Here is a 15,428-nt window from a genome sequence, read left to right as displayed (position 1 = left end):
CGGTCGGCGGCGAAGGCAAGCTCGGCCGCTACCGTCAGGCGCCATCGGATCATGGTATAAACGAGGAGTAGGGCAGTGTCTGTTAGGGAGCAGTGATGGTTAGCGTCGAACGCAAGGAGGGCTTTAACCTCAAGATTTCGCGGGTGCTGCGCGAATCGACCACCCATCGACTGGATCTTTACCTGTTCGTGCCCGGCGAGCTTGGCCTGTCCACCGATGTCATCGCCGAGAATGCCTTTTACCACAGCGCGATCCACGTCAAGCGCACCTACTACAGTGACCGCCACCAACTGCCGCTGGTGCTCAGCCGGCTGGCGCGGCGCGGCTCGCTGGATAGCGACCAGTATCGCCTCAGCCTGAGCCTCTACGCCTATCAATACGTGGCGGCCCTCGAGCGTGGCGGCCGCGAGTTGCATGATGCCAAGCGCGAAGAAGAGCGCGATGAGGACGCGGCGGCGGCCCAGGCCGCGGCGCGCCAGGCACGTATCGAAGAATTGGTCGAGCTGGCGCTGGATATTCTCAAGCGGCTGCGTCGCTCGCGGCCGGAGGACGCTCGGCTGCTCAAGTATTTCGCCAACGTCGACAACTATCTGTCGTGGTTTACCGAGCAGCGGCTGCTGTCGTTGGTGGCACACCTGCCCCGCGACCGCCACTACAAGGCCAACAAGGCACGCCTGCTGGCGATCTGCCAGGCGGAAAACGACTATCGCCAGGCGCAGGAGTACAACTCGGCGCGGGTCAATCGCGACCCGACGCGAATCTCCAACAAGATGCGCCTGCTGCGGCGGCTGATCGAGTATCCGGTGACCCTCAAGGAGAAGACCCAGGAGCTCGGTGGCGGCGAGGAGAAGGCGGTCAAGGCGTTGGCCACCGCGGTGGTGATGATCTTCGTCTCGCTGGGCCTGCTGCAGGCCCGCGAGAGTATTGGCGATATCACCGCGCTGTTCGTGCTGGTGCTGGCGGTGCTCTATGCGCTGCGCGAGGTGTTCAAGGACGACCTGCGCACCACCCTGTGGCGCTGGCTGCGCAAGGGCCGGCCCAAGTGGCGGCGACAGTACTACGACGTGCACAGTAACCAACTGGTGGGCCGTCAGCTCGAGTGGTTCGACTACCAGCGCTTCGCCAAGCTCGACGAGGCGATCAAGACCGCTCGCAAGCGCAACGTGGCCCAGCGCGAGGAGCTGGTGCTGCACTACCGCTCTAGCTCACGAATGTCGCCGACGCGCTTTCTTAGCGGCTACGAGCAGACCCGCGAAACCCTGACCCTGGATCTGGCGGTACTGTCGCGGCTGATGGACAAGGCCTCGCACCATGTCTATCGGGTCAAGGATGGCCAGGTGGTGCGCGAAAGCGTCGAGAAGCGCCACCTGATCAACTTGATTACGCGTGAGGTACAGGGCGACGGCGAGCCGGTGATCCAGCGCTGGAAGGTGGTGATGAGCCGCTCCAAGATCGTCGATATCGAACCCGCCGAGCCCGGCCAGCCAACCACCAGTGCGACCGGAGGCCGCGACCCGGCGGCAAACGCCGGCGCCCGAGAGTGATAGACTGTGGCCCGACATTTTCGACAGGACAGACTCGCCAATGAGGCTCGTACTACGCTATTTCTTCCGTACCCTGAGACTGCTGCTGGCCCCCATCATGCTGATCGCCGAGAAACTCAGCACGCCGCAGGCCGTCGAACGCAGCGATGAGGAGCAGGCCGCAGTGGATCGTGCCTGCGAATCCCTGGCGCTCTACCAGTTCCGCACCTGCCCGTTCTGCATCAAGGTGCGCAAGGAGATCGCCCGGCTGGGACTCAAGATCGAGGTGCGCGATGCCCAGCTCGACCCCGACCACCGCCAGGCGCTGCAGGAGGGCGGTGGCAAGGTCAAGGTGCCGTGCCTGCATATCACCCACGACGACGGCAGTGTCGAGTGGCTCTACGAGTCGGACGCCATCAACGCCTACCTGCACAAGCGCTTCGGGGCGGCTTGAGCAAGTGGGGTAGAAAGATCGCTATACTGAACAGTGACTAACCGCGAGGTGGAAACTGCCATGGGAATAGAACTGCCGCTCGCATCCATGACCACCGCCGAGAAGCTCGAAGCGCTCGACGCCCTGTGGAATGACTTGTCGCGCGCACCCGACGTGATTGAGTCGCCGGCATGGCATGGTGAGGTGCTGGCCGAACGTGGGCAGGCGACAGACGAGCGCTTCGTCGATTGGGAAGAGGTCAAGCAGCAGGTGCGCGAGCGCCTGCGGTGAAGCTTCGCTTACTCGACTCGGCGGTTGATGATCTGCTTGAGGCTACCGCGTTCTATGACGCACAAGTCGCTGGTTTGGGTGACTACTTCATCGACAATCTATCCGCCGATATTGATTCGCTGAGACATCACGCCGGTATTCATCAGCGAGTCTTCGGTTTCCACCGCTTGCTCGCCAAGCGCTTCCCGTTCGCTATCTACTACTCAGTCAACGCCGACGAAGTGCGTGTTTACGCCATTCTTGACTGTCGACGAGCGCCTGAGTGGATTCGTCAACGCTTGTCCTGAGCTTCCCGGCGTTGGCGCCATATGGGTGGATTTTCTACTAAAGATATCGTGAATGTTGCCGATGATAGGGAGATCACGCCCAACCCATTCGGGTATTGGCGTCGATCTCCCTTGATTGGGCCAAGTGTCATTGGCACAGCCAGGGCAGCGTCGACACCGATACCTGTTGCTTAGGGCGACCTGGGGCAGTACGAGGATCGAGTGTTGTTTGCCATCCAAACGAGCCGCGGCGCTATAGGGGCGTTTGCGTTGTTGCTGCTGGCCGGGCTTGCCGCTGACATCAAGGCACAGGAATTGGCCCCCGATGACGAGCTGCTACGCCAGCGCGAGCGTGATCGCGCCCTGCAGGAGCGCTTGGAGACGCGGCCGGATGTCCGGTTGTCGGTGCCTCAGGAAGCGGTGGGGCGGTTTCCTGATCAGGAATCGCCATGTTTTATCATCGATGCGCTGGCGTGGCAGGGTGAAGCTCTCCAGCGTTTCGCATGGCTCGATGCCGCGGTAGTCGATAGCGATGAGCAGGATTCGCCCATCGGGCGCTGCCTGGGGACCCAGGGTATCAACCTGGTGCTCGAGCGCGCCCAGAACGCGTTGATCGAGCGTGGCTACGTGACCAGTCGCGTCCTCGTCGAGCCCCAGGACCTTAGTGATGGGACCCTCACCATTACGCTCTTGCCCGGGCGTATTGCGAGTCTCCGTGTGGCGGATGCCGAGCGTTCGCACGCTTCGCTGCGCAATGCCGTGCCGGCCGGTCCTGGCGACATCCTCAACCTGCGCGATATCGAGCAGGCGCTGGAGAACTTCCAGCGTGTCCCTTCTGCGGATGTCGATATTCAGATCGCGCCGGGTGAGACGCCCAATCACAGCGATCTGGTTGTCGATTACCACCAGGGGCGGCCGTTACGTCCCGCCTGGTCGGTCGACGACAGTGGTAGCGACGCCACGGGGCGCTACCAGAGCGGTGTGACGGTGGCCTACGACAATCTGCTGGGCATCAATGACCTGTTCTATGTTCACCTGGGCAAGGACCTGGGCGGTGGCGATGCTGGCTCGAATGGCAATCGCAGCCGCACCGTGCACTACTCCGTACCCTGGGGGTACTGGAGCCTGGGCGCGACATACAGTGACTACGACTACCACCAGACCGTTGCCGGTGCCTTCGAGGATATCGTCTATGAAGGCTCGAGTCGCAATACCAAGGTCAATCTCTCCCGTGTCATCCATCGCGATGCCTCGCGCAAGACCACTGCCTCGCTCGGTGGCTTCCAGAATCGCTCGCGTACCCACATCGATGGCCAGGAGGTGCTGGTGCAGCGCCGCCAGGTAGGCGGCTGGGAAGCCGGAATCGAGCATCGAGAGTTCCTGGGGCCTGCCACGCTAGATTCGACGCTTTTCTACCAGCGAGGAACCGGTGCCTTCGGCTCGTTGCCGGCACCGGGAGAAGCGTTCGGTGAAGGTACGTCACGCTTTCAGATCGTCACCGCCGATGCCGAGCTCAAGGTGCCGTTCACGGTGGGCGAGCAGCCACTGCGCTACCTTGGCCAATGGCGGTGGCAACGCAATCTCACCCCCCTGGCGCCGTTGGAGCGCTTCTCCATCGGCGGTCGCTATACCGTGCGCGGCTTTAACGACACCGGACTGTCTGCCGATCGCGGCTGGTTGGTCCGCAATGAACTCGAGATGCCGCTGGGCGGTAGCGGCCAAGCACTATACGCCGGACTCGACTATGGCCGAGTCGGTGGCCCGAGCAGTGAATGGCTGCTCGGCAAGGAGCTAGGCGGAGTGGCGCTCGGCCTGCGCGGCAACCTGTTGCACTTCGTCAACTACGACGTCTTCGTTGCCGCGCCGGTCATCCAGCCGGATGGGTTTCGCAGCGACAGCCATGACCTTGGCTTCAGTGTGCATATCGCGTTTTGAGCGCGGCGCTAAAGTTTAATATTGAACGGTCGATATGCAAATAGGGATCGTTTGCATGTGAGGGAAAGGGAATGAACCGACACTGCTATCGCCTAATCTTCAACAAGCTCAAGGGGCGCTGGGTGGTCGCGTCCGAGGCCGCCAGCTCGGAAGGCCAGGAGCGTGTCGCAACGCCTCGTTGCCACATTCCGCCAGCGCCGGTCGTGCGCTGCCCACTGTTGGTGTCGTTCAGGCCACTGACCTGGAGCGTCATGCTGGCGCTCGGTCTGGTGGCAGTGCCGGTACATGCCCAGATCGCTCCCGATCGCAGCGCCCCAGGTAGCCAACGTCCCCATGTCGTGAATAGTGCCAATGGCACCCCCCAGGTCAATATCACCTCCCCCAATGCCAAGGGCGTGTCACGCAACGCCTATCGCCAGTTCGACGTAGATGGCAAGGGTGCGATCCTCAACAACGCCCGCAACGCAGCGCCGACCCAGATCGGTGGCTGGGTCCAGGGCAACCCCAATCTCGCCAACGGCGAGGCCCGGGTCATCGTCAACGAAGTCAACTCCTCGAACCCGAGCCGGCTGCATGGTGCCGTAGAGGTCGCCGGCAGGCGCGCCGAGGTGGTCATTGCCAACCCAGCCGGTATCGATGTCAACGGGGCCGGCTTCATCAACGCCCAGGGCATCACCCTGACCACCGGCCAGCCGCAATATCGCAACGGCGCGCTGGAGGGTTACCGCGTCGAGGGCGGCTCAGTCAGGATTCACGGCAATGGCTTCGACGCAGGCGATGCCGACTATGCTGCCATTCTTGCCCGTGCCGCCGAGGTTCAGGCCGGGGTATGGGCAGAGGAACTCGAGATCGTCGCCGGCCCCAATCGCATTAGCGCCGACCGTCAGGCGATCGATACCATCGATGGCCAGGGGGCGGCACCGGAGGTCGCCATCGATGTGGCCCACCTCGGCGGCATGTACGCCGGCAAGATCCATCTCATGGCCACCGAGCGGGGAGTCGGTGTCCATCATGCCGGTGACCTGGTCGCCAATGAGATCGTGGTCGCCGCGGATGGACGTATTACCAATCGTGGGCAGATCGCCTCTCAGGGCGATATGCATCTAGCCAGCCGCGACGCTATCGCCAACCACGGCTCACTGCGTGCCGGTGACGCACTCGTCGTGACCAGTGACGGCGAGATCGCCAATCGCGATGGTGGCACGATCATCGCCCGAGACGATATCCAGCTATCGGCGGCTACCCTGAGCAGCGACAGCGGCTCTCTGCTCGCCGCCGGCGTGCGCAATGATGGAACCTTGGGTGCCACTGGCGACCTCACGATGTCGGCGAGCCAGGCCATCGACGGCAGCGGGCGGCATATCGCTGCCGGTGGGGTCTATGCCGAGGCGGAGACCGTGGCACTGCGTGACACTCATACCCAGGCCCGCGAGATCGATATCGTGGCGGGCCAAGCGGGGATCGATGCCCGCGGCGCGACCCTCTCTGCACAAGAAGCGCTCAGCACGAGAACCTCCGGCATGTTGCGTACCGACGGCGCCAGTGTCGTCGCCGAGACGCTAAATCTCGATGTTGGCAGCCTATCCAATGTCGGCGGCGATATCGCACAGCTTGGCGAGCCATCGCTGGCGTTACGGCTGGAGGCTTTCGATAACACCTCGGGGCGAGTGGCCAGCAATAGCGATACGCTGGAGATAGAGGCCGATTCACTTATCAATCGAGGGGGAGAACTGGTGCATGCGGGAGAGCAGCGGCTATCTCTCGTATCGCCCCTCGTCGACAACAGCGGCGGGCTGATTGCCGGTAACGCCGGGCTGGAGATCACTGCCCAGGAACTGAGCAACACCGATGGCACCCTGCAGGCGGTGGACGATCTCACCATCAACGCCGGCAGCCTCAACAACCGCGACGGCGATATCGTCGCCGGCGATGCCCTCGCCGTTGAGGCCAGCGGCGCCATCGACAATACCCAGGGGCAATGGCGGGCCGAACGTATCGACGTTGCCGCCAGCGGGCTGGACAACACTGCCGGCCTGATCAGTGCCCATGGCGGCGACTTGTATGCGCAGCTGAACGAGCTCGATAACACCGAGGGCCGCCTGGAAAGCGCTGGTGATCTGACCCTCGATATCGCTGGTACCCTGATTAACGAAGCAGGCGAGATTATCCATGCCGGCCAGGGCGAGGCCCAGATCGACGCCTCGCGGGTAGAGGGAAACGATGGCCTGATGGCCAGCCAGGGCGATCTAACGCTGGATGCCAGAGATATTGTTCTGGATGGTGCGACGACCAGCGCCGAGTCCATCGCCCTGCACGCCGAGAACCTTAGCCACCGCCAGGGCGAGATGCAGCAGTTCGGCGATGCCGATGACCTGACGCTTACCATCGGCCAATCGCTGGACAACAGCGGCGGGCTGATCGCCGGCAACGCCGGGCTGGATATCACTGCCCAGGAACTGAGCAACACCGATGGCACCCTGCAGGCGGTAGACGCTATCACCATCAACGCCGGCAGCCTCAACAACCGCGACGGCGATATCGTCGCCGGCGATGCCCTGGCCGTTGAGGCCAGCGGTGATCTCGACAATACCCAGGGTCAGTGGCGGGCCGAACGTATCGACGTTGCCGCCAGTGGGCTGGACAACACCGCTGGCTTGGTCAGCGCCAATGGCGGCGCGCTTAACGCTCAGCTGGCGGAGCTCGATAACACGGAGGGCCGCCTGGAGGCATCGGACGATCTGACCCTCGATATCGCCGGTACTCTGACTAACGAAGCGGGCGAGATTATCCATGCCGGCCAGGGCGAGGCCAACATTGATGCCTCGCGGGTAGAGGGAAGCGATGGCCTGATCGCCAGCCAGGGCGATCTAACGCTGGATGCCAGAGATATCGTTCTCGATGGCGCCACCACTAGTGCCGAGTCCATCGCCCTGCACGCCGAGAACCTTAGCCACCGCCAGGGCGAGATGCAGCAGTTCGGCGATGCCGATGACCTGACGCTTAACATTGGCCAATCGCTGGACAACAGCGGCGGGCTGATTGCCGGTAACGCCGGGTTGGAGATCACGGCCCAGGCACTGAGCAACACCGCCGGCACCTTGCAGGCGGTGGACGATATTCGCATCAACGCCGGCCGCCTCAACAACCGCGATGGCGATATCGTCGCCGGCGGTGCCCTGGCCGTTGAAGCCAGCGGCGATATCGACAATACCCAGGGGCAGTGGCGGGCCGAGCGTATCGACGTTGCCGCCAGTGGGCTGGACAACACCGCTGGCCTGATCAGCGCCAATGGCGGCGCGCTTAATGCCCAGGTGGCGGAGCTCGATAACACTCAGGGCCGCCTGGAGGCATCGGACGATCTGACCCTCGATATCGCCGGTACTCTGACTAACGAAGCGGGTGAGATTATCCATGCCGGCCAGGGCGAGGCCCAGATCGACGCCACCCATATCGCCGGCAACGATGGCTTGATTGTCAGCCAGGGCGATCTAACGCTGGATGCCAGAGATATCGTTCTCGACGGTGCGACGACCAGCGCCGAGTCCATCGCCCTGCACGCCGAGAACCTTAGCCACCGCCAGGGCGAGATGCAGCAGTTCGGCGTTGCCGATGACCTGACGCTTAACATCGGCCAATCGCTGGACAACCGCGGCGGGTTGATTGCCGGCAACGCCGGGCTGGATATCACCGCTGGCGACATCGACAATCGGGACGGCACACTGCAAGCCATTGAGGGGCTGCGGCTGGATACCGGCGGCATCAACAATCGTCGCGGCGAACTCGTCACCGGCGGCCAACTCAGCGTTGCCGCTTCCGGCAGCATCGACAACCGCGGCGGTGACCTGATCGGCGAGCAAGGTATCGCGCTGCGCGCGGCATCGCTGGACAATCGTTCGGGAATGCTCGGTGCACTGCAAGGCCAACTGACGGTTGAGGCAGGGGCGCTCGACAATACCCAGGGCCGGGTGGAAACCGCCGGTGACCTGTCTCTGGATATCGCTGGGACACTGACCAATGCAGACGGCGAGATCGTGCATGCCGGGGACGGCGTGGCGCAGATCGACGCCACGCGTATAGACGGTAGCGATGGCTTGATGGTCAGCCAGGGCGAATTGACGCTGACGGCCGATAGCATCGACCTCGATGGCGCTGTTACCAGTGCCAAGCAAATTGCCGTTCAGGCCGAGCGACTCAGTCACCGCCGGGGTGAGATGTCGCAGTATGGCGATGATGGCGAGCTGCTGTTGGCGATTCGCGAAGAGCTGGATAATCGTGAAGGATGGATCGTTAGCCACTCCGATCTCTCGGTCGATGCCGGTGATCTCGTCAATCGTTCGGGCATGCTACAGGCGGTGGGAGATGTGAGCCTGGACAGCGGTGAACTGGACAACCGGCAAGGCGAGATCCGCGCTGGCGGGAGCTTGGCCCTGGACGCCGACGGACGGCTCGACAATAGCGGAGGCCGCGTCCTGGCTTCTCGCGACGCCACGCTTGCGGTTGCCTCTCTCGTCAACGTCGATGGCCTGCTCGCCACCCTGGAGGGCGACCTCGTCCTGGATATCGTTGGGGCCATCAACAACCGTCGTGGCCACCTCGAAGCAGGTGGTGAGCTAGCCTCACTCAGTCTTGGTCTCGACAATCGCGACGGCGAGATCGTCGCCACCCGAGGCGATATCGATACCCTAGAGCAGCGCCTGGACAACCGGGACGGCCTGATCGCCTCCCGTGAGTCGCTCGATCTGGCCAGCGGCGAGTTCGACAACGCTGGCGGTACGCTGCAAGCGGGTGGCGATCTCTCTCTCGACACCCACGACAAGGCGCTGCTCAATACGCAGGCTGGCACGATCCTGGGCGAAGGCGACGTGTCGCTGACGGTGGGAGGTCTCGACAACACGGCGGGCCTGATCGGTGCCGGCACGAGGCTCGACCTCCAGGCCAGCTCCGTGATCAATCGCAACGGTGGCGCATTACTGAGCGAAGCCGATATGCAACTCGCGGCTGCTAGCCTCGACAACCGTGGTGGCCAACTCCAGGCCCTGGGTGACGCGAGCCTCGACATCGGCGGCACCCTGAGTAATCAGGGCGGCTTGATTCGTACCGGCAAGACGCTGGAGGTGAGCGCGAGCCAGGTAAGCAATCGCCAGACCCAGGGCGACGATCAGGGCATCGAGGCAAACAGGATTCAGCTGGAGGCCGGTGAGCTCGACAACCGCCAAGGCACCATCCGCGCCGACCGACTGGCCGACATTCAGGTGGATGAAGGCGTTAACAACCGCGATGGCCTGATCTCCTCGCTCGATACGCTGGCCATACGCGCCAATGACATCGATAACCGCGATGGCACCCTGATCGCAGACCGATCCCTCGATTTGACGACGGCAAAGCTGACCGGCGATGGCCGCGTCCTGTCGCTGGGCGACCTGGCACTGCGGCTGGCCAGCGATTTCACCCTCGCCGAGGGCGGCGAAATGATGGCGGCGGGCGATCTACACCTTGCCACCTCGGGCACGATCGACAACCGGGGTAAGCTGAGGGCTGGCGAAACCCTCGACATCGATGCCGCACGACTGATCAATGCCGCCTCAGGCGAACTCTCCGGCACCACTACCCATATCGATGCCGGGCACCTGACCAATCGCGGCCTGATCGACGGGGTAGAGACCCTTATCGCGGCCGAAGTACTCGACAATCTCGGTAGCGGGCGTATCTACGGCGACCGGCTGGGAATCGAGGCAGGTACTCTTAACAACGATAATGAAGATGGCCAGGCCGCCGTGATCGCCGCCCGCGAGCGACTCGACCTCGGCGTGGGCAACCTGATGAATCGCGATGACGCGCTTATCTTCAGCGCCGGCGATATGGCCATTGGCGGTTCCCTGAATGCCAGCGGCCAGGCCAGGGGGCAGGCCGGGCGGGTGCACAACGCCAGCGCGACCATCGAGGCGCTGGGTAATCTAAGCCTGTCTACTGCACGGCTAGACAACACCAATGAGCACTTCGAAACCGAGTTGGTGCGGGTGGCGGATTTGCCGGAGCAGCTTTATATACAGCCGCTGGGATGGGACGAGAAGCTTCCGGAAAGCGCGTTTACATGGAGTCCGATGGTGGGTTACGGCATGGACCAGGTGCAAGGAGGTTATCGGGCACCGGATACACACTTTTTGGCGCCAGCCATCACTCGTTGGACGGAGTACAGCCTCAACCGTACGGAATATGAAACCCAAGTAGTGCATTCTCGGCCCGGGAAGATTCTTGCCGGTGGCGATATGCAGCTTAGCGGCGGCGAACTGGTCAATGACAAGAGCCAGATCCTGGCCGGCGGTGCACTTAGAGGCGATCTCGAGCGGCTGGAGAACCGCGAGGCGCAGGGGGTACGCTATGTCGAGGAGAGCGGCGCCAGTCGCAGTAGTAGGCCTTCACCCACTGGAGCCTGCCAGGGCGAAAACGGCTGCGGTGGCCGCGTGTACACTCGCTTATGGAGTGATTGGCAAGCCTACTCATACTCTGGAGAGGTTGGAACCTTTGCTCTGCCTATCGCAGTAGTTGGCGGCAGCCGTGCCATTGATGGCAGTGGAGCCCAGCCAGCCGCTCATAGTGCCGCGTCCCTCAACGCCTCTGCTCAGGGCGCAAATGGCGCCCAGGTAAGTCTCCAGACCAACAGGTCTGGTGCTAGCGTGATCGAAGTGCCCGCCTTGCGTCCGCCCGTAGCTAACGCCGAGAGCAGCCTGGCGCTCGGTGACTGGATAGCGAGTGTGAGGGAGGGCCTCGAAGGGTTGGCCGCCATGCCGGTAGATATTCAGAGGCTGGTGGCGAGCCATCACTCTCTCGACGAGGGGGATGTCGAGCGGTTGACGGCACTTCTCAACGACATGGTGGGGCGATCCTCGGCGAGTCCTGCGGATGCTGCACCACTCGGCGTGATCCGCAGCGTGATGCCCACTATCAACCTGCCGGCCAACAGCCTCTTCCAGGTCAATTCCGCACCTACGGCTCACTATCTGGTCGAGACCGATCCTCGCTTCACCAACCAGCGTGAGTGGTTAGGGTCGGACTATATGCTCAATGCCCTGCAGAGTGATCCGAGCACGACCCATAAGCGCCTGGGCGATGGCTTCTACGAGCAGCGCGTGGTCAACGAGCAGATCATGCAACTGACCGGCCAGCGTTATCTGGCAGGTCATGGAAATGATGGCGATCAGTACCGAGCACTGATGAATGCTGGCATTACCTTCGCCGAGCAGCATGGCTTGCGTCCCGGCGTGGCTTTGACTGCCGAGCAGATGGCCCAGCTCACCAGCGATATTGTCTGGCTGGTCGAGCAAACCGTGACCCTAGAGGATGGCTCCACCGTCACTGTCCTGGTACCCCAGGTCTATGTCCGGGTTCGCGAGGGCGACCTGCAGGGCGATGGCACCTTGATTGCCGGGAACTCCCTGGCGCTGGATGTGAAGAACGACATCGCCAATACCGGTACCCTGGCCGGCCGTGAGCTCGTCTCGCTGACGGCGGAGAACATTGCCAACCTGGGCGGCCGTATCGGGGGGAACCGGGTCGACCTCGATGCACGCAACGATCTCGACAATATCGGTGGCCAGATAACCGCTGGCGACTCACTGGCGCTGCAGGCTGGGCGCGATTTGACGCTGGCCAGCACCTCGGAGCGCCTGGCCGGGCTCTACGTCACCGAGGCTGGTGGCCGCTTGAGCGCCACCGCTGGCCGCGACCTGAGCGTCGTCGGTGCCGACCTCGACAGCGCCGGTGATCTCCGGCTCGGTGCCGGTCGCGATCTGGATATCACCAGCACCTTGGTCAGCGAGCAGGTCAACCGCGGTTATCGTCTCAGCAGCACCGAGATTGATCGTGCAGCGACCCTGTCGGCAGGTAGCGACCTGATGCTCGATGCGGGACGTGATCTCACCCTCACGGCGGTCGACGTCAGTGCCCAGGGCAGCGGCCTGCTCAGTGCCGGACGCGACCTGAGCCTCGAGACATTGACGACGCAAGAGAGCCTAAGATCACGGCGCAACACGCGCCGGGAGAGTGAAGAGATCGGCACCCAACTGGAGATCGACGGCAGCCTCGCGCTCCTCGCCGGGCAGGACATCACCGCGCGTGCCGCCCAGCTCGATGCCGGCGACGATCTGACCCTCTCCGCCGGGCGCGATATCAGCCTCGACGCCGGGCGCTCCCAGGAGTACGAAGAGACGCGTCGGGGGCGCACCCACACCATCGACAGCCAGACCCGGGTGCAATCTACCACCCTCGATGCCGGTGGCGACCTGAACCTGCAAGCCGGCAACGATCTGCGACTCACCGCCAGCCAGTTGCAGGCCGGTGGCAGCGCCGCCCTGCTGGCCGGCAACCGGATCGACCTGCTCACCGCCCAGGAGGAGGACTACTCCCTCTACGAGTCGCGCAGCAGCGGCCTATTCAGCAGCCGCCACCAGCGCGACGAAGTCCGCGATATCCGCGAAGTCGGCACCCAGATCAATGCAGGCGACGATATCGCCCTCGTCAGCGGCGGCGACCAGTCCTACCGCGGCGCACGGCTGGACGCCGGCCAGGACCTGGCCCTGCTTAGCGGCGGCAATATCGCCTTCGATATGGCCAGCGACCTGCGCCAGGAATCCCACGAGCGCAGCAGTAGCAACTTCGTGCGCCAATCGGCCAGTGGTGAAGGCACGACCAAGGAGACGCTGCGCCAGAACGAGTTGCGCTACCAGGGCGAACTGGTCATCCAGGCCGCCCAGGGCATCAGCATCGAGGCGGAGGGTATCAACGCCGGATCGGTGCGCCAGACCATCGACGCCATGGCTGAGGCCAACCCCGACCTCGCCTGGCTGCAGGAGATGGAGCAGCGCGGCGATATCGACTGGCAACAGGTCAAGGCCATTCACGACAGCTGGAGCTACTCCCAGTCCGGCCTCGGGCCGGGCGCGGCACTTGCGATCTCCATCGTCGCGGCCGCCTGGGCCGGCCCCGCTGCGAGCGGCTTGATCAATAACGCCGTGGCGTCCGCCATGGTGGGGGCGGGCGCCGGCTCACTGGCCGGCACTGGCGCGGTGAGCCTGATCAATAACGGCGGCGACCTCGGCGCGGCCCTTGGCGACACCTTCTCCAGCGACAGCCTTCGCGGTGCCGCCACCGCCGCCCTGACGGCCGGTGCCACCCGAGGCATGACCGACCGCGTCTGGGGAACGCAGACCAATTCTACTACTGGCGCCACCACCAACCTTAACCTCAGCTTCGGCAACGGTAGCGACATCGTCCGCTTCGCCGGGCAGCGCGCCACCCAGGCCGCCATCGATGCCGGCATCCGCACCGCCATCGCAGGCGGCAGCCTCGGCGATCATCTCGGCGACAGCCTCGAGAACGCCGTGTCGCATGTGGTCAGCGGCGTGCTGTTCAATGCCGTGGGCGACCTTGCCAACGAACAACTGTGGCAAGAAGGCGCCCCGCAGAAGATCGCCCTGCACGCCCTGATCGGCGGCAGCGTCAGCGAAGCCATGGGCGGCGACTTCGCTACCGGCGCGCTGGCGGCGGGGGCCAGTGAAGCCCTCGTTAATGAGCTCATGAGTGATGCCAGCCGAGCCGAATTCAGCAGTGCCGCCGCCCAGATCGTCGGTATCGTCGCAGCGGAGCTGGCGGGCGGTGATGTGAACGACGGTGCCTTTATCGCCGGGCAGGTGGAGTCCTACAATCGGCAGTTACACCCGCGTGAACGTGATCTGCTTGCTGAGCAGGCCGCGCTAATGGAGGCCGAACTCGGTGCGCCTCAGCTCGGTGATGTCTCGTGGGAAGAACTCCTGATCTTGGCATCCGGCTCGTTGTTGGACCAGGAAACCACCCAGCGCTTCAACGAATTGTTGACCCAGTTGAATAACGGGAGCAGTCCCTTTGAGCAGCGTTTCCTCGCCGATCTACAAACCGCCTATACAGCAGTTCTTGGCCTGGCGGCGGTACATCAGGATCAACCGCTGACATGGCAGGACGGTAGCCCCATCACCGCCTTCGGTGACGCCACCTACCCCTTCCACGCCACGCCCGAGCAATTCCAGGATGCCGGCTTGTTCAATATAGTCTCGCCGGGGGCTCGAGGACTCGGCATCTTCGGCGGCGCCACGCCATACGGCTACGGCCAAGCCGTACAGCACCAAGAGGAGATTTTCTCTTTTGGTCACGACTTGCCCTCGCTGGATGCGTTACATGAACAGGTGCAATGGGGAGTAGCGGGTGGTGGCGCCACGCCATTTACCGGTGATATTCAACTGCTCTTGGGTGCCGGTGGGGTCGGTAGCGGCGCACGTCTTGGCCTGCAAACGATTGGCAACTTCACGATGCGCGATGCTGCTATCGACGGAGGTGCGGGAGTCGCCTTCGATCTCATCGGACAGGCACTTGGAGGAGGCGATTTCCGAATGGGGCAAACGATTTCCGCAGGCGTTAACTCGGCAATCTTTGGAGCGATCCCTGGACGTGCTGGTGGAGTTGGAAGCCATGCGGCAGCGGGGTCTTTGGGAAGCATGTCTCATACAGCGACGACGAATAGTATTTACGATGAAAACCATTCGATAATATCTAGTGGGATCGTTGGTTCTATTGGAGGCGGTGCTGGCTCGGCAGCTGGCACACAAGCTCAGCGTTTTTTGCAAGATATACCGAGAAGCATCGATATCCCGCACTTCCTAACTCCGCATTCTTCAACTGTTCCGTATACGCAACCAGTGCCATCTTTCCAAGCTCCTATTCCAACCTCAGAGGCTATAGGAAGGAGTGTTCAAATAGGCGTTGGCCATGCTCCATCTTTGTTTAGCATTACAGGATTTAGAGAGAGTGGTGACAGTGAAAATGAATAAGTGGGAGTGGTCTTCATATTTTAAAAGGCAGGCCAAGTTCTTAATGACCTGTTTGATAGGGGGGCTGTTTTTTTGGAACAGTGTGACTGTGTTGGAATGGGCATATGAGTTGTTCGATGCTGAG

General features: G+C 62.8%; 6 protein-coding genes. All 6 read left to right on the top strand.

The annotated features are described in order from the left end of the window. The first annotated feature begins 95 nt into the window (after positions 1-95). The 6 genes from CK498_RS13075 to CK498_RS13050 all read left to right on the top strand — a co-directional run bounded on the left by CK498_RS13075 (position 96) and on the right by CK498_RS13050 (position 15,304). Positions 96-1,544 (top strand): hypothetical protein, encoded by a 1,449-nt coding sequence (locus tag CK498_RS13075; protein WP_095621283.1) that lies wholly within the window; start codon positions 96-98, stop codon positions 1,542-1,544. 40 nt (positions 1,545-1,584) lie between these two features. Then, positions 1,585-1,977 carry a glutaredoxin family protein gene (locus CK498_RS13070; RefSeq protein ID WP_095621282.1) on the top strand — a complete coding sequence of 131 codons (393 nt, stop codon included), beginning with the start codon at positions 1,585-1,587 and terminating at the stop codon, positions 1,975-1,977. Between the two features lie 60 nt (positions 1,978-2,037). After that, positions 2,038-2,247 carry an addiction module protein gene (locus CK498_RS13065; protein WP_089656888.1) on the top strand — a complete coding sequence of 70 codons (210 nt, stop codon included), beginning with the start codon at positions 2,038-2,040 and terminating at the stop codon, positions 2,245-2,247. Beyond that, positions 2,244-2,534, top strand: coding sequence for a type II toxin-antitoxin system RelE/ParE family toxin (locus CK498_RS13060; RefSeq protein WP_089656889.1), 291 nt, complete (start codon positions 2,244-2,246; stop codon positions 2,532-2,534). The genes CK498_RS13065 and CK498_RS13060 overlap by 4 nt, the downstream gene beginning before the upstream one ends. A 201-nt stretch (positions 2,535-2,735) precedes the next feature. Beyond that, positions 2,736-4,448, top strand: a complete 1,713-nt coding sequence (locus CK498_RS13055; RefSeq protein ID WP_217987770.1) for a ShlB/FhaC/HecB family hemolysin secretion/activation protein — start codon at positions 2,736-2,738, stop codon at positions 4,446-4,448. Positions 4,449-4,519: 71 nt separating this feature from the next. Beyond that, positions 4,520-15,304 (top strand): two-partner secretion domain-containing protein, encoded by a 10,785-nt coding sequence (locus CK498_RS13050; protein WP_095621280.1) that lies wholly within the window; start codon positions 4,520-4,522, stop codon positions 15,302-15,304. Positions 15,305-15,428: the final 124 nt, after the last annotated feature.

The organism is Halomonas salipaludis (genome assembly GCF_002286975.1).
Classification (GTDB): domain Bacteria; phylum Pseudomonadota; class Gammaproteobacteria; order Pseudomonadales; family Halomonadaceae; genus Franzmannia; species Franzmannia salipaludis.
This window is presented reverse-complemented; position numbering and strand designations above follow the sequence as displayed.